Source organism: Spirosoma flavus (assembly GCF_054778555.1).
The window spans coordinates 932,946-951,833 of sequence record NZ_BAAGZL010000003.1 but is presented as its reverse complement, the minus strand read 5'-3'; the positions used below and the strand labels follow the sequence as shown (position 1 = coordinate 951,833).

At 47.2% G+C, this 18,888-nt stretch carries 16 protein-coding genes; 12 read left to right on the top strand and 4 right to left on the bottom strand.

What is annotated here, in order from left to right; genetic code table 11:
- Window positions 1-45 precede the first annotated feature (45 nt).
- The 3 genes from ACYVF1_RS20335 (at window position 46) to ACYVF1_RS20325 (ending at window position 3,417) form a co-directional block, all read left to right on the top strand.
- Window positions 46-1,500 (top strand): DUF1501 domain-containing protein, encoded by a 1,455-nt coding sequence (locus tag ACYVF1_RS20335; protein ID WP_461082310.1) that lies wholly within the window; start codon window positions 46-48, stop codon window positions 1,498-1,500.
- 102 nt (window positions 1,501-1,602) lie between these two features.
- A complete protein-coding gene (locus ACYVF1_RS20330; RefSeq protein ID WP_461082226.1) occupies window positions 1,603-2,229 on the top strand; it encodes a Uma2 family endonuclease in 627 nt (208 codons plus the stop codon).
- A 72-nt stretch (window positions 2,230-2,301) separates the two neighbouring features.
- Complete coding sequence (locus ACYVF1_RS20325) at window positions 2,302-3,417, top strand: mechanosensitive ion channel family protein (RefSeq protein WP_461082224.1); 1,116 nt, start codon at window positions 2,302-2,304, stop codon at window positions 3,415-3,417.
- A gap of 54 nt (window positions 3,418-3,471) precedes the next feature.
- Here the strand turns inward: ACYVF1_RS20325 and glpK are convergent, their stop codons facing one another.
- Window positions 3,472-4,974: a glycerol kinase GlpK gene (glpK, locus tag ACYVF1_RS20320; protein ID WP_461082222.1), complete on the bottom strand. Its 1,503-nt coding sequence runs from the start codon at window positions 4,972-4,974 to the stop codon at window positions 3,472-3,474.
- Between the two features lie 77 nt (window positions 4,975-5,051).
- Here glpK and ACYVF1_RS20315 point away from each other — a divergent pair, with 77 nt between their 5' ends.
- On the top strand, window positions 5,052-6,404 hold the full coding sequence (locus ACYVF1_RS20315; protein ID WP_461082220.1) for a D-arabinono-1,4-lactone oxidase: 1,353 nt from the start codon (window positions 5,052-5,054) through the stop codon (window positions 6,402-6,404).
- 98 nt (window positions 6,405-6,502) lie between these two features.
- Here the strand turns inward: ACYVF1_RS20315 and ACYVF1_RS20310 are convergent, their stop codons facing one another.
- Window positions 6,503-7,228, bottom strand: coding sequence for an MIP/aquaporin family protein (locus ACYVF1_RS20310; protein ID WP_461082218.1), 726 nt, complete (start codon window positions 7,226-7,228; stop codon window positions 6,503-6,505).
- Window positions 7,229-7,416: 188 nt separating this feature from the next.
- On the opposite strand from ACYVF1_RS20310, the gene ACYVF1_RS20305 reads away from it, so the two are divergent.
- The 5 genes from ACYVF1_RS20305 to ACYVF1_RS20285 all read left to right on the top strand — a co-directional run bounded on the left by ACYVF1_RS20305 (window position 7,417) and on the right by ACYVF1_RS20285 (window position 12,547).
- Complete coding sequence (locus ACYVF1_RS20305; protein ID WP_461082216.1) at window positions 7,417-8,388, top strand: zinc-dependent alcohol dehydrogenase family protein; 972 nt, start codon at window positions 7,417-7,419, stop codon at window positions 8,386-8,388.
- A 162-nt stretch (window positions 8,389-8,550) separates the two neighbouring features.
- Window positions 8,551-9,261: a MotA/TolQ/ExbB proton channel family protein gene (locus ACYVF1_RS20300; RefSeq protein ID WP_461082214.1), complete on the top strand. Its 711-nt coding sequence runs from the start codon at window positions 8,551-8,553 to the stop codon at window positions 9,259-9,261.
- A gap of 104 nt (window positions 9,262-9,365) precedes the next feature.
- Complete coding sequence (locus ACYVF1_RS20295) at window positions 9,366-9,758, top strand: ExbD/TolR family protein (protein ID WP_461082212.1); 393 nt, start codon at window positions 9,366-9,368, stop codon at window positions 9,756-9,758.
- A gap of 169 nt (window positions 9,759-9,927) precedes the next feature.
- Window positions 9,928-11,502 (top strand): FAD-dependent oxidoreductase, encoded by a 1,575-nt coding sequence (locus ACYVF1_RS20290; RefSeq protein ID WP_461082210.1) that lies wholly within the window; start codon window positions 9,928-9,930, stop codon window positions 11,500-11,502.
- A gap of 214 nt (window positions 11,503-11,716) precedes the next feature.
- Complete coding sequence (locus ACYVF1_RS20285; RefSeq protein ID WP_461082208.1) at window positions 11,717-12,547, top strand: exonuclease domain-containing protein; 831 nt, start codon at window positions 11,717-11,719, stop codon at window positions 12,545-12,547.
- 3 nt (window positions 12,548-12,550) lie between these two features.
- Here the strand turns inward: ACYVF1_RS20285 and ACYVF1_RS20280 are convergent, their stop codons facing one another.
- Together ACYVF1_RS20280 and ACYVF1_RS20275 are read right to left on the bottom strand one after the other, a co-directional pair.
- Complete coding sequence (locus ACYVF1_RS20280; protein ID WP_461082206.1) at window positions 12,551-13,480, bottom strand: Kelch repeat-containing protein; 930 nt, start codon at window positions 13,478-13,480, stop codon at window positions 12,551-12,553.
- 122 nt (window positions 13,481-13,602) lie between these two features.
- On the bottom strand, window positions 13,603-14,568 hold the full coding sequence (locus ACYVF1_RS20275; protein WP_461082204.1) for a hypothetical protein: 966 nt from the start codon (window positions 14,566-14,568) through the stop codon (window positions 13,603-13,605).
- A 391-nt stretch (window positions 14,569-14,959) separates the two neighbouring features.
- On the opposite strand from ACYVF1_RS20275, the gene nuoK reads away from it, so the two are divergent.
- The 3 genes from nuoK (at window position 14,960) to ACYVF1_RS20260 (ending at window position 18,887) form a co-directional block, all read left to right on the top strand.
- Window positions 14,960-15,304: an NADH-quinone oxidoreductase subunit NuoK gene (nuoK, locus tag ACYVF1_RS20270; RefSeq protein WP_020597411.1), complete on the top strand. Its 345-nt coding sequence runs from the start codon at window positions 14,960-14,962 to the stop codon at window positions 15,302-15,304.
- A 114-nt stretch (window positions 15,305-15,418) separates the two neighbouring features.
- Window positions 15,419-17,332, top strand: a complete 1,914-nt coding sequence (gene nuoL, locus ACYVF1_RS20265; RefSeq protein ID WP_461082202.1) for an NADH-quinone oxidoreductase subunit L — start codon at window positions 15,419-15,421, stop codon at window positions 17,330-17,332.
- Between the two features lie 76 nt (window positions 17,333-17,408).
- On the top strand, window positions 17,409-18,887 hold the full coding sequence (locus tag ACYVF1_RS20260) for a complex I subunit 4 family protein (RefSeq protein WP_461082200.1): 1,479 nt from the start codon (window positions 17,409-17,411) through the stop codon (window positions 18,885-18,887).
- The last annotated feature ends 1 nt before the right edge of the window (window position 18,888 follow it).

Below are 18,888 nucleotides of genomic sequence, written 5' to 3'. Positions count from 1 at the left end.
AGCGTAGGGTAAATAGTAACCCCATGCCCTATGTTCCATGCAATTATGGATATTCAGGATCAAATACATGACCAACTTAGCCGCCGGAATTTTCTGGGGCAGGCGGGCGCCGGACTAGGAACGATAGCGTTGGCTTCGTTGCTCAATCCGACCGGCTTGTTTGCGGGTCCATCCACACCGGGGGAGAATCCGGCTGTTGGCAAACCGCATTTTTCGCCGAAAGTAAAGCGAGTTATTTACCTGTTCCAGAGTGGGGCTCCCTCGCAGTTGGAACTGTTCGATTATAAGCCGAAACTCGAAGCTATGTGGGGTCAGGATTTACCTGAGTCGGTACGTAAAGGTCAACGACTTACGGGTATGACGGCGGGGCAAAGCCGCTTTCCACTGGCGGCTTCGAAGTATAAGTTCGCTCAATACGGTCCCGGTCGGATGTGGATTAGCGAATTGCTGCCTCATACGTCACGCATCGCACCTGATTTAACCTTTATTCGGTCGTTGCATACTGAGGCCATTAACCACGATCCCGCCGTTACGTTCTTTCAAACGGGTAGTCAGCAAGCGGGGCGGCCTTCGTTTGGTTCCTGGGTTAGTTACGGATTAGGCTCTGACAATCAAAATCTTCCAGCTTTTGTCGTACTCCTTTCCAAAGGGCGAGATGGCGATCAGCCGCTCTATGCTAAACTCTGGAGCAATGGATTCCTGCCATCGGTGCATCAGGGCGTCGTATTTCGGTCAGGGCCCGATCCGGTTTACTATCTGAATAATCCACCGGGCATTGATAAAACCAGTCGCCGGCGGATGCTCGATTATCTGGGAAAACTGCATCAGGAGCAATTTAAACAAGTGCTTGACCCGGAAATCAACAATCGGATGCAGCAGTACGAAATGGCATACCGGATGCAAACTTCCGTACCAGAAACGCTCGATATTTCGAAGGAGCCGGAATACATTTTCGATATGTATGGACCCGACAGCCGCAAGCCCGGTACGTTCGCAGCGAACTGTTTGCTTGCTCGTAAGTTGATCGAGAAAGACGTCAAGTTTGTGCAATTGTACCATCAGGGATGGGACCAGCATGGTAATCTACCAAACGACATTAAAATTCAGACGAAGAGCGTCGACCAGCCTTCTGCAGCCCTGATCATGGATTTAAAGCAACGCGGTCTGCTCGACGATACGCTCGTTATCTGGGGTGGCGAATTTGGGCGAGGTGCTTATTCACAAGGAAAACTTACCCGCGATAATTACGGTCGCGATCACCACCCACGCGCTTTTACGGTCTGGATGGCGGGTGCTGGTGTGAAAAAAGGTGTGGTGTACGGCGAAACGGATGATTTTGGCTACAATGTGATTAAAGAGCCTGTTCACGTTCACGATTTTCAGGCAACGGTATTACACCTGCTCGGCGTCGACCACGAAAAATTGACTTTTAAAAGCCAAGGGCGCCGTTATCGCTTAACAGATGTGCACGGGAAAGTTGTGAAACCCCTTTTGGCATAGTTAATAAATTTAGTTTTATAGCAGCAGGCGATTCGATTTGGATTGCCTGCTTTTTGTTTTCGTAAAAGTGTTACCTTGTCTATGTGAACCCGTCCAAGAAACATGGAAGCCGTTATGTTAAATCTGCCTGATACGTTGGAAGAGGATGAGTTGCTACGTATGCCAGCAACTTGGGAAGAATACGTGGGTGTAGTTGACAGTGTTCCGTACACCGTACAATTCTTAAATAGTGAAATTATAATGAGTCAGGCCAGCCGCCGTCATGAGTCTTTAGTGATTATTTTGGGAATGCTGTTATCTAACCACTTTTTCAATAAAGATGGGTATGATGTCTTGGGGAGTAATATTAAGATTGTCATTCCTAACCAGGACGGCGACGTAAATGCTGATATTTCTGTGGTGAAGGTGCCTGTTGACTATGGGACAACTCTTGGCGGTCGAATAACCGAAATGCGCATTAAAAATCCCGAAATTGTTGTCGAGGTTCTCTCAAAAAGTACCCGGAAGTTTGACATGGAAGAGAAACTAAGCTACTACAAATTGATTCCTTCGTTACAACACATTTTGTTTGTAGACCAGTATCGCCCGTTTGCATCTGTTTATACGCGGACGAACGTACCAGATGAATGGCTGAACCATGATTACCGCACACTTGAATCGGTAGTGCACTTGGGCGATTTAGCTTTGCCAATGGAGACTATTTATCGCAAAACGAAGTTTAACTCTTGACTAGTAACGTGTTAGAAATTATGTGAAGCAGAGCCGGAAGGAAATCCTTCCGGCTCTGCTTATTTTTACGCCATGCAACAGCAACTGGATATCTGGATACGAAGCATAGTTCGCTGGTTTGGCTTCGTCCCAAACCGCGATTTATCAGGGTGGATTCTGCTCGTTACGGCCGTCGTATTAGGCTTTGCCGTTGATCTTTTCATAACCCAGATCCTCCGATTTATTGTCCGTCGGCGCCCTTTTCAGACACTGGCTCTTCTCAAAGTGTATGCGCGCTGGGCATTCTGGATTTTTGTGCCTTCGGTATTTTTTCTGCTGGCAACCAATATGCAGTCGGAGCGATTTCTGCGTCGGCATCCAGTGGCGGATAAAACGGCTGAGATCACCTTTTTAATCGCTACTACGTGGTTGATTATTCAACTTTTGAAAGTTGGCGAGCTACGGCTGATTGGCCAGTATGATACCGCTCAGGACATCAATTTGTCGCACCGGAAATTCGTTACGCAGGTGCGATTTTTTCGGCGAATGGTAGCAATTATTATCATCATATTAAGTGCTTCATTGCTGCTGATTACGTTTCAGGGAAGCCGGAAAGTCGGTTTAAGCGTATTAACATCGGCGGGGGTAGTATCAGTCGTACTTGGCTTTGCTGCCCAGAAAACCCTTGCGAACCTACTGGCGGGCATTCAGATTGCGTTTAATCAGCAAATCCGGTTAGACGATGCTGTTGTGGTTGAAAAAGAGTGGGGTAGGGTTGAGGAAATCAACCTGACCAGCGTAATCGTTCGGCTGTGGGACCGTCGTCGGCTGATTTTACCAATTACGTATTTTGTAGAAACTCCATTCGAAAACTGGACTCGCTCCGACGCATCCATCACCGGTGCCGTTTTCCTATATCTCGATTATAATACGCCCATCGATAAAGTAAGGGCTCAGGCACGGAAATTTGCGGAAGAAGATCCCCTCTGGAATCAGGACGTATTTGTTGTACAAGTGACTGATACACAGCCTACCTGTATCGTAGTACGTGTACTGGTGTCGGCACGGGACGCGCCATCAGCGTTCGACTTACGTTGCCATGTTCGTGAAAAACTTATTGCTTTCCTCCGCGACGAATATCCCGAAAGCTTACCTCAAACGCGGATTAGATTGGCGGAGGAACTAAAACCAAGCGAAAAAAATGTATGATATATGATGTATTACCTCTATAATAGTCATATATCATACATCCTGCTTCATATATCAATTGTCCTCCCAACCGAACGATCGTTCGATGGCTTTTTGCCAGCCGCGCATTAGTTTGTTACGTTGGTTTTCTTCCATTGCCGGCTGATACGTCTGCGCAACGCCCCAATTCTGACGTAAATCATCCAGGTTTTGCCAATATCCAACCGCTAATCCGGCGGCATACGCAGCTCCAAGCGCAGTTGTTTCGGTCATGCGCGGACAAATAACGGGTTGGTTCAGTACGTCGGCCTGAAATTGCATCAGCAACGAATTGACCACCATGCCGCCATCGACACGTAGCGAACTGAGCGACACACCAGCATCCTGTTCCATGGCTCGTACTACGTCGACAGTCTGGTATGCCGTAGCTTCTAAAACGGCTCTGGCAATATGGCCTTTAGTCACAAAACGGGTCAGACCGGCGATCACACCACGAGCGTCGGATTTCCAGTGGGGAGCAAACAGACCCGAGAATGCTGGCACAAAATAAGCACCGCCATTATCATCGACCGAACGGGCAAGGCTCTCAATATCCGTGCTTTTTTTGATAATACCGAGGTTGTCACGTAGCCACTGTACGAGTGCCCCCGTAATGGCAACGCTACCCTCTAAAGCGTAGTGAACTGGTTGATCCTTAAATTGATACGCTACAGTTGTCAGCAGGCCGCAAGTGGAAGCGCGTAGTTCGGTGCCCGTATTCATTAACAGAAAGCAGCCAGTACCGTATGTATTTTTGGCTTGCCCCGGTTCGTAACACGTTTGACCGACCAAGGCCGCTTGTTGGTCTCCCAAAATTCCCGCCACTGGAACGCCCGGCAAGACTTCTGATACTACGTTGCCGTAAACCTCACTACTTGGGCGAATGGCTGGGAGCATGGCGCGTGGTACGTCGAAATCACGGAGCAACGTATCGTCCCAAGCCAGCGTTTCCAGGTTCATTAATTGGGTTCGGCTGGCATTCGTTACGTCGGTGATATGCAAACCGCCCTGCGGTCCACCTGTTAGATTCCAGACGACAAACGTATCCATATTGCCAAAGAGTGCGTCGCCCCGTTCGGCGTCTTCGCGGAGACCTGCTACGTTATCCAGTAACCATTTGAGTTTTAATCCACTGAAATACGTAGCAAGTGGTAATCCCGTCTTTGGTCGGAAGCGATCTTGTCCTCCATTAGCCGCAAATTGATTAACTAAATCAGCAGTACGCATGTCCTGCCACACAATTGCGTTGTAATACGGTTTGCCCGTTCGGCGATTCCAGACAACGGTCGTTTCGCGCTGATTGGTGATACCGACGGCGGCAATGTCCTGCACCGACAGTTTGGCTTTGATACGTGCCAGAGCAACCACTTCGAGGGTATTCCGCCAGATTTCTTCGGCGTCGTGCTCAACCCAACCGGGTTGCGGATAAATCTGTTTATGTTCTTTCTGCGCCAGCGAAACAATCTGACCCTGTCGGTCGAATACAATGCAGCGAGTACTGGTGGTTCCCTGGTCGATAGCGGCTACGTATGAGGGCATGAGGTGTTTAGGGGATATTCGTTTGGGTGTGTAAATTGTCAAATTATCCAATTAGTTTAGCGAAAAACCCTATAATCATGCAAAAAAGAACATTTATAAAGCTATACTCATCACTTTTGGCAGCACCTGTACTAGCTCCATTAGTAAGCTGGATACCAGACGATAAGATCAAAAACTGGGCGGGTAATTTAGCGTACAGTACCAATAAAATAGCTTCTGCCAAATCCATTCAACAGGCCCAGGAACTCGTAAAAAAATATAGCAAATTGAAGGTGCTGGGTACTCGTCATTGCTTCAACAGTATTGCCGACAGCAAAAATCAATTCCTCTCGCTAAGAGAGATGGACGATGTAATATCGCTGGACCCGAAGGCACGTACCGTTACCGTCGACGCCAGCATGAAATACGGGCAATTGGCCCCCTATCTTGATAAAAAGGGATTTGCGCTACACAATCTGGCGTCTCTACCGCACATTTCCATTGCCGGGGCCTGTGCTACAGCCACACATGGATCGGGTGTGAAAAATGGTAACCTCTCGACGGCTGTGGCCGCTATGGAATTCGTGACGGCGAAAGGCGAGATACGTACTCTGTCGCGGGAAAAAGACGGAGAAGCGTTTAAAGCTGCCGTGGTGCATCTGGGCGGTTTAGGGGTGGTTACCAAAGTGACGTTAGACATCCAGCCAACGTTTACGATGGGCCAGCACGTTTATGTGGATTTGCCAAATGCCCAACTTCAGGAACATTTCGACGCGATTATGTCGAGCGGATACAGCGTTAGTTTGTTCACCGACTGGCAGAAAAAGCGCGTGAACGAAGTGTGGATAAAACGCAAAATTGAGAAGGGCAAAACGCTGGAAGCCAAACCCGAATTTTACGGTGCCAAACTCGCCACAAAAAACCTGCACCCCATTGCCGAACTATCCGCCATTCACTGTACCGACCAGATGGGCGTACCGGGTCCGTGGTATGAGCGAATGCCTCACTTTAAAATGGGTTTTACGCCAAGTAGTGGAAAAGAATTGCAATCTGAATATTTTGTTCCCCGCAAAAATGCAATGGAAGCTATTTTAGCGGTCGAAAAGCTTCGCGATCATATCAGTCCACACCTGCAAATCTCGGAGATACGTACTATTGACGCCGATACGTTCTGGATGAGTCCTTGTTACAAACAACCCAGCGTAGCGATTCACTTCACCTGGAAACAGGATTGGGCGTCAGTCCGGAAAGTGCTGCCGATGATTGAAAAAGAACTAGCTCCGTTTAAAGTACGTCCGCACTGGGGAAAACTGTTTACCATTGCTCCAGCACAGTTGCAGTCGCGTTACGAAAAACTGCCGGAGTTCAGAAAGATGCTTCAGGAATACGACCCGCAGGGTAAATTCAGGAATGCGTTTCTGGATACGAATATTTTTGGAAGCTTAACGTAGAGTTATAAAGTTGAAGGGTTATCTGGTTGTAAAGTTGGCTCCGCAAAGGAAAACTTAACAACTATATAACCCTTCAACTTTATAACTCCTCTTTGAAGCTACAGTGCGTACAGACGTATCAGAAAACCACCAATAGCAGCGCCGACTAAAGGTGCTGCTACAGGTATCCAGGCGTAACTCCAATCCGATGAGCCCTTACCAGGAATGGGTAAAAGAGCGTGAGCCAATCGGGGACTGAAATCACGAGCGGGGCTCATGGCATAACCAGTTGTACCACCAAGGGAAAGGCCAATACTCCAAACTAAAATACCGACTAGATATGGGCCTACGCCAATAGCTAATTCACCTAGATTCTTTGATGAAATACCGGCCAGCCCTAAAATTAGAACAAGCGTAGCCAGCATTTCGCTTAGAAAATTAGCGCCAGTGTTACGTATGGCGGGACCAGTGGCAAAACAGGCAAGTTTAGAACCTGGATCTGGCGTGGCAGACCAATGAGGAAGATAAAATAACCAGACTAACGTAGCGCCCAGAAAACCGCCAATCATTTGGGCCGTGATATACGGTACTACGTGGCTAAAATCGTTAGTGGCTACAGCAAAAGCTACCGTTACGGCCGGATTCAAGTGTGCGTCGACACTGCCAAAGGCTTTCGAAACAAAGACGCCCATGGTTACCGCAAACGCCCATCCCGCCGTTATGACAATCCATCCGCCGGATTCGCCTTTCGTTTGTTTTAAAACAACGTTTGCTACAACGCCGTTACCCAATAATAATAATACTGTTGTGCCAATTAATTCACCCAGAAACGGAGAGGTTTGCATAAATCAGGAAATAGGCTTTAGTCGATAGGAGTCAGTTAATAGCTTCGTTACTATCAACCGACTCTGGTTACGTATCGACTGTATTCATGGTTTAGGAATAGTTTGTGCGAATTAAGTCATATTTTTGGCACCACGCTAAACAATATCTCAGAAACTCATCAAAGCGATAATTTTTCAATCATCAGCTAATGAAAAGCGTCATTTTTGATCAAATTGGCAAACCTGTCGATATTCTTGACGTAACAGATAGAGCGGTTCCCGAACCAGGACCGAACGAGGTACGTATCAAAGTAATTGCCGCACCGATCAATCCGGCCGACCTTATGTTTGTGCAGAATCTGTATGGAATTCGGCCTAAGCTGCCATCAGGTGCAGGTTTCGAAGGCATGGGCGTAGTGGATGCCGTTGGCGAAGGCGTACAGATGCAGACGGGTACACGAGTGAGTTTTACGAGTATTGGTACGTGGTCGCAATACGCCATTGCGCACCACCGCGCTCTGATTCCGGTACCCGATGCGATGTCAGACGATGTAGCGGCTCAACTGTTCGTAAATCCCTTTACGGCTTACGCGATGGTGCAGGAGTCGGGCGTGCAGGAAGGCGGCTGGCTGATGCTGACGGCGGCTGGGTCGGCGTTTGGTAAAATGGTGATTCAACTCTGTAAGCAGCGAGGTATAAAAACCATCGGTACAGTTCGCCGTAACGACCTGAACGATGAACTGAAATCGCTGGGCTTAACGGAAGTCATTAACGTAGAAACCGAACAACTGGCGGCCCGCGTTAAAGAGATTACCGACGGCAAAGGTGTTTCCTGCATACTCGACGCCGTAGGTGGACATACGGCCACCGAAGCGCAGAAATGCCTGAGCAAAGGAGGCACTATGCTGATTTATGGCTTATTAAGTTTGCAGGATCCCGAGATAAACGTAGGGCTCATGATCTTTAGAGAACTAACGATCAAGGGGTTCTGGCTGTCGGACTGGATGCAACGTGTGGATAGTCAGACGCGGCAGGACGTAGCACAAAACGTAATAAACTTGCTGGCATCTGGAGAAATACAATTGCCCGTAGAAGCTTCGTACTCACTCGACCAGATAAAAGAGGCTGTAAAACATGCCGAAAATACCGGCCGATGGGGGAAAATATTGATAAAGCCGTAAACAGCGTAAAAGCCGTTACCTGAACGTATTGGACCCAATTTGCCATTTACGGACAGGATGTCGACGTTACTTCTTATCTTTGAAACAATATCCGAGGAAATCAGCGCGTTTGTTCCTGTAATGACGTTGGTTTAACCTCATACACTTACCCGACTCGTTTGTATGCTCTTGCTCCAGGTTCCGGCTGTTGATACTACGGCCACATCGTTGTCGGCCACGACGGCTACGCAACCCCAAACCTTGCAACTGTTTGATTTAGTGGCCAAAGGTGGCTGGGTAATGGTCCCCATTGCGTTTCTGTTCTTTGCTACGTTGTACCTGATTTTTGAACGATACTTCGTCATCCGCTCGCAAACAAAGACGGATGCCGCTCTTATCGACAATATTCGGGACATGATCGCGCAGGGAAATATAAAATCGGCTGAGTCCTTTGCCAAGAATCAACGTACCGCGCTGGGACGTGTATTCGAAAAGGCTATCGGACGTATCGGTTCACCCATCCGCGACATCGAAAGTACCATCGAAACCGTCGGTCAGATCGAACTCTCGCGGCTGGAACGTAACATGGGTTATCTGGGAATCATTGCCGGTATTGCGCCCATGTTGGGCTTTATCGGAACCATTTCCGGTATCATCCGGATTTTCTACGATATCTCGCTGTCCGATAATATCAGCGTCGGCATTATTGCCGGCGGTCTGTACGAGAAGATGATTACGTCGGGTGCCGGTCTGATTGTGGGGGTTATCGCCTACTCGGGCTATCACCTGCTCAATATGATGATTGAGCGCTTTACGCTGGCTCTCGAAATGAACGCTTTCGAATTCATTGAAGTGCTTCAGAAACCAACCAACGAACCCGCAAGGATGAGGTAATTTAAGTGATGAACGGTAACCGGGCCGCCGGGGTGGTGATAAGTTGGCTGACGCCACCATTACCTAATTCTAATCGTTCATCTCTTATCGTCCATCACTCCAATATGAAACTCCGCCGAAAAAATAAGTTTGCCGCCGAAGTTGCTACGTCCTCGCTGAACGACATCATGTTTTTTCTGCTGTTGTTCTTCCTGATTATCTCAACGGTTGCCAATCCGAACGTAATAAAGTTGATGCTGCCTAAAGCATCGGCTTCGCAGCAACTAAGTAAGAAACAGGTAACCTTATCAGTCGATGATAAGAAGCAGTATTTTATTGATAAACAACCAGTTGATCCGGCGAATCTGGAAACCGAATTGAAAACCATTATGGCCGGTATTGCTGAGCCAACAGTGGTAGTACGTTTCGATAAATCGCTGACGGTTCAGGATCTGGTAGATGTATTACAGACGGGTGCCAAGTTAAATATTAAGATGGTGATGGCTACGTCTAAATAAACCGCTCCGGCTGCCGGGTGTGAATTAACAGATTTAAGGATTAACACGATTTTGTTTGGCCGATGCAACATAGTGCATCGGCTTTTCTTTTGGAAATTGTGGCTAATTGAATAAAAACAAAAATCAATAGTTGGCGCTACGTGGTTTATAGTTTAAAACAGAACCACGTATGATAGCTGAATATACGGAATCGCCCGTTTGCCGAGTTGATGAAATGGCTGACGGCGAACTTAAACTGGTGCGCGTTGGCGATACCGACGTACTATTGGCGCGCGCCAATGGACAGTTTTATGCGCTTTACCCTAAATGTTCTCATTATCAGGGGCCTTTGGTGAAAGGTGTTCTTCATGGTAACCGACTTATTTGCCCCTGGCATAATGCCTGTTTCGATATACGTGATGGCCACCGGCTCGAATCACCTGCGTTAAGTGGGCTGCCCACACACGAGGTACGTATTGAAAATGAACAGGTTGTTGTCCGGCTGACGACTACTAAAGAAAGCCTGGAAAATCCCATGGTTTCCCCGGAAGATGCAAACCTTGACACCTTCGTAATTATTGGGGGCGGAGGAGCCGGTGCGTTTGCCGCTGAAGCTTTACGTGAAGGTGGTTTTACGGGGAAAATCATAGTACTGACCGAAAGCGGAGAAGCGCCTTACGACCGGCCTAATTGCTCAAAAGATTACCTACAGGGGAAAGCGCCCGATGAATGGATGCCGCTACGTACCGATGAATTCTATGCCGATTATGGCATCGAGATACGTACTGGCCAACACGTAACGTCGCTCGATCCGGCAGCCAAACGTATCGAGCTGGCTTCAGGTGATACGTTAACGTATACCAAAGCACTCATATGTTCGGGCGGTAAACCGAACGTACTGCCAGTTCCCGGCGCTGATCTCGAAGGGGTTTATCCGCTCCGGACGCTGCACGACAGTCAGAAGATACGTGAGTTAGGCAAACAAGGTAAGCGTGTTGTTATCATCGGTAGTTCATTTATTGGTCTGGAAGGGGCCATGAGTTTGCGGAAACTTGGTAGCGAAGTCGACGTAGTGGGGCTTGAAAAAGTGCCTTTCGAGAAAATACTGGGCGAAAAAATTGGTCGGGTAATGCAGGGTTGGCATGAGAAAGAAGGGATCCGCTTCCATCTGGGCCGAAAAGTTGATCGACTCGAAGGCGAGGGAACTGTAAATGCTGTTGTGCTTGATCATGGCGAAAAACTGCCCGCCGATTTCGTGCTGGTTGGATTAGGCGTTAAACCACGTACTGATTTTCTGAAAGACATACCTCTGGAAAAAGACGGTGGCGTTAAAACCGACGAGTTCCTGCAAATCGCTGAGGGATTGTATGCGGCTGGTGATATTGCTCACTACCCAACTGATGATGGTTCGCAACGTATTGAACACTGGAAAGTAGCTGGCTTACAGGGATACGTAGCGGGAATGAATATGGCTGGTAATGAAGAGCCATATCGCTCTGTTCCATTTTTCTGGACTAACCAGCAGGGGCAACGTATCAATTACGTGGGTCATGCAACGAAAATTGATGACATTATTTACGATGGCGAACCTGAAAAAGATGATAATTTCCTGGCTTTATACGTTCAGGATAACCAGATTAAAGCTGCTGCCGGGCTAAAACGTGATCAGGAGATTATCGCGATACGTGAATTGATGCAGGAAGGTCGGATGCCATCGGTGGAGGAGGTCCGGAAAGGTGTGGATTGGTTGAAGAAGTTATTCTGAACCAGGATTTAGCAGATTTAGGGATTTGCAGGATTGGCTTATATGACGGGCAATAGTGCAGTAAGTAAAACCTGGACATCTTCACGATCTTGTTGAAATCCTCGTTCAGACAATCCTGCAAATCCTTAATTCAGCTAAATCCCGGTTCTGACAAAATTGATTACACGGAAACCTGTTTACCTTTGCGTCTAACCGTGCGAAAATCGGTTTGGTTATGACGCATCAACTTTTCCTCAAAAAGCCGCTCGCCTTTTTCGACCTCGAAACAACGGGGATCAATACGGCTAAAGACCGTATCATTGATATCTGCATCATGAAAGCCATGCCCGGTGGCGATGTTGTTACTAAGAATCAGCGTGTTAATCCGGGTATACCCATTCCGATTGAGTCGAGTTTGATTCATGGTATTTATGATGATGATGTAAAAGATGCACCCCCATTTAAGGCTGTCGCCCGGACATTGGCTCAATTTCTGGAAGGTTGCGATCTGGCTGGTTTTAACAGCAATCGGTTTGACGTACCGCTGCTGGTTGAAGAGTTTCTGCGGGCTAACGTTGATTTTGATCTGAAAAATCGTCGCCAGGTAGACGCCCAGCGGATTTTTCATCTGATGGAACCACGTAATTTGTCAGCAGCCTATAAATTCTATTGTAACAAAGAATTAATTGGCGCGCACAGTGCCGAAGTTGATACGTTGGCAACCCTCGAAGTGCTCAACGCACAGGTGCAACGCTACGTTGGCATGATGGGACGTACCGACAGTGGGCAGGACGTAGTATTTGAGAACGATATTGATATGCTCCACAGCCTGACTGCCAATACGAACGTCGATCTGGCGGGACGCATGATTCTCAACGACAAAGGCGAAGAAATCTTCAATTTTGGCAAACACAAAGGCATTCCGGTGCTGGATGTACTGAAAAAAGAGCCTTCTTTTTACGATTGGATACTCAAAGGAGATTTCCCGCTTGATACCAAACGCCGACTCACCGAAATCCGATTACGTATGTTCAGCAATAGCCTGAACGGAGCCATTAAGCGATAGCAGTTATTTGAACGCCGACGTCAGCTCGAAAACGACCGGTATATTCGAAGTATTCTTTCCGGCAATATAAAGTTTCTGACCGTCGGAAAACAAGTTCCCATAGCTGGGTAGACCATCAATTTTAATGGGTTCGGTAGACCATGCATCTTTCGCGATGTCATAAACATAAACCGCGCCGTTTTGCAGTAAGTACAGATAGTCGCCCAATACGGCCGCAAAATTACTTTCGTAGCTACTGGATACGTCGAATTTAGTGTCCTGTAACGTTGTCCAGGTGTTTGTGGCAGTTGAGAAATAAGCTACTTTTCGTTGAGCATTTTCGCCCCCGATTGCGTAGATACGGTCCTTATAAACGGCTACCTGACTTCTATTTGTAGCAAATGGATAGTTCGGTGCCGTGAACCACTTATCCTGACCGATGGAGTAATATTTGAAAAGTGTGCTTGGTGTACGTCCTCCTATGAAATAAATATTGCCGTTATAATAACCCACGCCAGCCTCGCCATTGTTGTCTTTGGCCGTAGTTGGGTAATTTATAGCCGACCAGGCGTTAGAGGAGGCTGTGTATTTGGTGGCATCGTTGGCAATGAAGAAAATATTGGTGCCATCCGACACCAACTTACTGCTATAGCCACAACCGCACACATTGCTCGATTTAGCTAGAGATGATGAGAAGGAGTTTGAAGCAATGCTGTAGCGTACAAAAAACTGTGCTTTAGCGGTATTGGAGTAGTTTCCGAAATAGATGCTGTTCCCGACCAGCACCGATTGAAGTGGATAAGGGCCCGTATCAAAAGTGCTTAATGGAACACCAAGCTGTTTGGCCGTCACAGTAACATCGTTGACCGTTTTTTCAGGGGTAGTCGCTGTATCTTCTCCTTTTTTACAACTGATAATCAGGGCTAGTAGCAGTACAAAACAAAGTGCCTTCATAATGGAGAGTGGTTAGTCTGTAAGTTGGATTTTGGTAACTTATCATGACAAAATTCAGTGAAATTGTCTAAGTCTTTTAGCGTAAAACTACTGGTAGTATAAACCGTAGAAATCCCGTTTTTTCAACGTATCGTTTTTCGATTGGCCGAGTACATGTCAGCCACCGCTGAACGAAGAAGTATGAACGTGATCAGCCCAAAAACCAGCGGCATAAAAATTCGCACGTAATCGTGTGGAGCGTCGGCGGCCATAAGATCGTTCACCGATGGCGAATAAAGTGCCTGCAACGAATCCTTTGGTTTAAGGATATCGTAGTCATGTTCGCTAATAACAATAATCCATTCCTGTGTCTGGTAGCGAACGGTTGCTTCGTAATCATACCAGTCTATCGAATTTCTACTAGAGTGGCCCCCAACAACATGACGTCTGGTATCGATAACCTGAACAGAAACGGTTTGTCCCTGCTCTTTCAGACGCTGATAATACTTGAGATATTGCCAGGTATCGTAGGTTAAGAAAACTGTAGCAATTAACAGTTCGGCGACAAGAACGATACGTGCCATCGTTTGCAGAAACGGTACTGGAATGATCGTTACAATAAGACCTGACGCCAAGAAAAGGAACGCTGTTCCGAGAATAACACAGAGCAGAAGTAGAGCGGTTTCCTGGTTGAAATCACGTATGGTTGTCCAGCCGACCAGCCGGGATTTTCGTACCGACTGATTCTTCTGAGCCGGTCGGGCTGGTTGCCGAAAAGTATCGTACTTTGGAATATAGAGTAGTTGAACAGTGTCTCCTCTGCCTACAAAATGGTCATTTGCTACGTAGCGCGTAGTATAATCTTTCCCCTGATACGTAAAGGTTAAATAAACCGTATTGCCCAGCCAGTCACGCCAGGATCGATGCTTCATATCCGCTTTGCCAACCTGCACAATCTGCCGCTGACCCTCTTTTACGAATAAATTATCTAAATGTGCTTCCTGATAAAGCTGCCAGCATCCCCAGGTCACAACGCCCAGCAGGCTGGTCACAAGCAACGATATCACAAAGTTGTACAGGTGACCAATCCACGTGAATACTTCTTTCATAGGCGTTTTTTTATAGTATCTAGCCTGAGTACAGTCAATACGTTGCTCTAAAAGTAGTTGCTTGGAAAGGCCGTCTGTTAAACCTCTTCGTAAACGGTACGAAAAAGAAGTTAGTAACTGATAAAGTGGCTCTGATGAATTAATAAATGGTTAATGAGTGCGTATGTCGTGAGTGTTTCGGAAATCGTTTTGCAAATGATAAAGTGAAGATTATGAACAAAAAGTGTTGATAACGATGGTTTTTTCTAGTTTTTTACCCCGATAGGATTCAGGACTTAAGCGAACGTATTAGAACAAGGATGATAGGCTGTAAATACGATGCTAAAAATCACCTTTCCTCCAATCCCGAATAATCTTTACCTTTGCGCTACTTTTTATTAACTGGCAAGCCATGCAACCCACGCAGGACGTCCTCATTCCGGAAGTCATTCAGCAAATACCGCTCACGTATTATCTGATTCTCAGTACCGCACTGTTCGTTATCGGCATTATTGGCGTACTGACCCGGCGCAATGCGATCATTATCTTCATGTCAATCGAGTTGATGCTGAATGCGGTGAACTTATTACTTATCGCTTTTTCCTCGTATCGTTCTGATTCGGCCGGGCAGGTATTCGTTTTTTTTATAATGGCCGTTGCCGCTGCCGAAGTATCGGTTGGGTTGGCTATAATTGTTATGATTTACCGCAACACCCGCTCCATCGATGTGGGATTGCTCAACAAACTGAAATGGTAAAATAGGTTACTGGTCGATGGTCAACAGTCGTTCGTGACTACTGTAATATAACTATCGACTACCCGCAACAGCGGACCGTGACTATTGACTACTGACTGTTGACTATCGACTTTAATGAAACTAGAATTACTCTGCGCTCTAATTCCTCTTTTACCCCTCATTGGCTTTCTTATCAATGGCCTGGGCTTCCGGCGACTACCAACAGGTTTAGCGGGCATCGTGGCAACTGGGGCTGTTATCGTTTCCTTCCTACTATCGATCTCTTTGTTTGGCACCTTCCAGTCTGGAAATAGCCAACCTATTATTGCCAACCTCTTCGACTGGATCAGCGTTGGCGATTTACACATTAATTTTTCGTTCCAGATTGATCAGCTATCATTGCTTATGTTGCTGGTTGTTACAGGCGTTGGTTCGCTGATTCACCTGTATAGTATCGGCTATATGAGCCACGACGAAGGTTTTGGAAAGTTTATGGCATTCCTGAACCTGTTCATTTTCTTCATGCTGCTGCTGGTGATGGGTTCCAACTACGTCATCATGTTTATTGGCTGGGAGGGTGTTGGCCTGTGTTCGTACTTGCTTATTGGTTTCTGGAATAAGAATACCAGCTACAATAATGCTGCTCGCAAGGCTTTCGTCATGAATCGCATCGGCGATTTAGGCTTTCTGCTGGGTATATTCATGCTGATTAATACGTTCGGTACGGTTGAATATCTGGACGTATTTAAACAGGCGACGAGTTTAGCGGTCGGCGATAAAACTGTACTAGCCATTACGTTACTGCTGTTTGTGGGCGCAATGGGTAAATCCGCTCAGATTCCGCTCTATACCTGGCTTCCCGATGCCATGGCCGGTCCTACGCCGGTTTCTGCCCTGATTCACGCAGCAACGATGGTAACGGCCGGTATTTACATGGTGGTACGTTCCAACGTACTATACACACTTTCGCCACTGACGCTTGAGATTATTGGCGGTGTAGCCATTGCCACTGCTCTGTTGGCTGCTTCGATCGGCCTGCTTCAGAACGATATTAAGAAAGTGCTGGCTTACTCAACCGTATCACAACTGGGTTATATGTTCCTTGGTTTGAGCGCTACGGCCTATACAGCGGGTATGTTCCACGTAATGACCCACGCTTTCTTCAAAGCGCTGTTGTTCCTTGGCGCTGGTAGCGTGATTCACGCCATGTCTGACGAGCAGGATATTCGAAAAATGGGCGGTTTGCGGAAAGCCTTACCTATTACGTTCGTTACGTTCCTGATTGGTACGATTGCCATTTCGGGTTTGCCGCCGTTCGCTGGTTTCTTCTCGAAAGATGAAATTCTGGCGCACGTGTTCGAACACAATAAACTACTCTGGGCACTTGGCGTACTCGGTTCAGGATTGACGTCCTTTTATATGTTCCGTCTGTTATTCCTGACTTTCTTCGGAGATTTCCGGGGTACAGAGGAGCAGAAACACCATTTGCATGAATCACCCCTTTCAATGACGTTACCCCTGATGGTACTTGCCGTTCTGTCTGCTTTGGGTGGTGGTTTAAATTTGCCGGGTGGCGGCTGGTTGAGTCACTTTATGGCACCCTTGTTTGAGGGCTCGCGTCAGGTGAATCCCGAAGCCTTTGGTGAATCACATTTGTCGCACAGCACCGAATACGTATTGATGGCGGTTTCGGCAGGCGTTGCGCTGGTGTCGATGATTATTGCCTACGTCATGTATGTAAGTCGGCAGGCAGTACCCGCGCCTGATGCCGCTGAGCGTTCTCTGCCTGAACAGGTTATCTACAACAAATACTACGTCGATGAACTGTACGAAAACATCATTGTTCGGCCAATACGTGGTCTGGGCGATGCGCTGTATAGTTTCGGCGAAGGTTTGATCGATGGAATCGTAAATGGCGTGGCCTGGCTGGTACGTCAAAGTTCGGCGCAACTGCGGTTGCTCCAGAACGGCTCCATTGGGTTTTACGTACTGGCAATGGTGGTCAGTATTGTACTCATTTTCGCCCTGCGATTCTTCGTTAGATTCTAAAAAATTTCCGTCGATTGGCAACGTAACGTCCATCGAACGAACCGGAGTACCGGAACGTAATTCGTAAATCATTGATATGCTTACACTATTTCTGATTTTATTTCCTGTTGTTGCCGCTACGTTGATTTTAATGGTAGGGGGCGAACGAACAAAGCAGATAGCCCTGGGCGCAGCTCTGGTTGAGTTGGCGGGAGCTGGCTATGCATTTGCCAAATTTATCCCCGATGCTACGTCGCAGTTTGCTTTCGATTACCCCTGGATTGGGCAGTTGGGCATCCGCTTCAGTGGTGGTATCGACGGAATCAGCGTGTTGCTGGTGCTGCTAACGGGGTTGTTGGTGCCGTTCATTGTACTTTCTACATTCGATCGGAATTATTCACGTCCTGCTACGTTCTACGCCCTGATGCTCTACATGCAGGCGGCTTTGATGGGTGTGTTCACCGCCCGCGACGGCTTTCTGTTTTATCTCTTTTTTGAAGCGGCCCTGATTCCTATTTACTTCCTGGCGGCTATGTGGGGTGGCGAAAATCGAATACCCGTTACGTTCAAATTCTTTGTCTATACGATTTTTGGGAGTTTGTTCATGCTGGTAGCCTTGGTTTATCTGTATTACCAAACTCCCGCTACAGCTAATGCCGCTCACTCGGCTGCCATTGCTGATTTTTATAAACTTAAACTAACTCCCGAAGCGCAGAACTGGATTTTCTGGGCCTTCTTTATCGCGTTTGCCATCAAGATGCCTGTGTTTCCCTTCCATACCTGGCAACCTGATACGTATGTCGAATCACCAACGCCAGCTACTATGCTATTAGCTGGTATCATGCTGAAAATGGGGGTGTATGGTTTGATCCGTTTTATTCTGCCCATAGTGCCGCTAGGAGTGGAAACCTGGGGAAAAACGGCCATCATTCTGTCGGTCATTGGGATTCTTTACGGAGCCATTATCGCCATTCGCCAGCGCGATATGAAGCGGCTCATTGCTTATTCGTCATTTTCGCACGTAGGGCTGATGGCAGCAGGTGTTTTCTCACAAACGGAAACGGGTATGCAGGGTGCGCTGGTACAGATGCTGGCACATGGTATCAACGTAGTAGGGCTGTTTTTTATCGCCGACGTAATTTTTTCGCGGGCTAACACGCGCCAGCTCGACCAACTTGGTGGAATTACCCAATCGACACCAAAATTGACTGTTTATTTCCTGATTATGCTGTTAGGTAGCGTGGCTCTGCCGCTTACGAATGGTTTCATTGGCGAGTTTTTATTACTGCATGGCGTTTACACCTATAATCATTATCTGGGTCTGGCAGCTGGCTGCACTATCATTTTCGGCGCGGTGTATATGCTACGTATGTTTCAGAAAAGTATGTTTGGTGCCACTACGTCACGAACGGAGTCTTTTGCCGACCTTACTACGTCTGAAAGCTGGGTGCTGATTCCACTGGTTTTCATGGTTTTCTGGATTGGGATTTACCCAAAATCATTTTTGCACGTAACCGAACCCGCCGTTGCCAGCCTTATGAAATATATTGGTACTACGGCTGTATCTATGAAGTAAG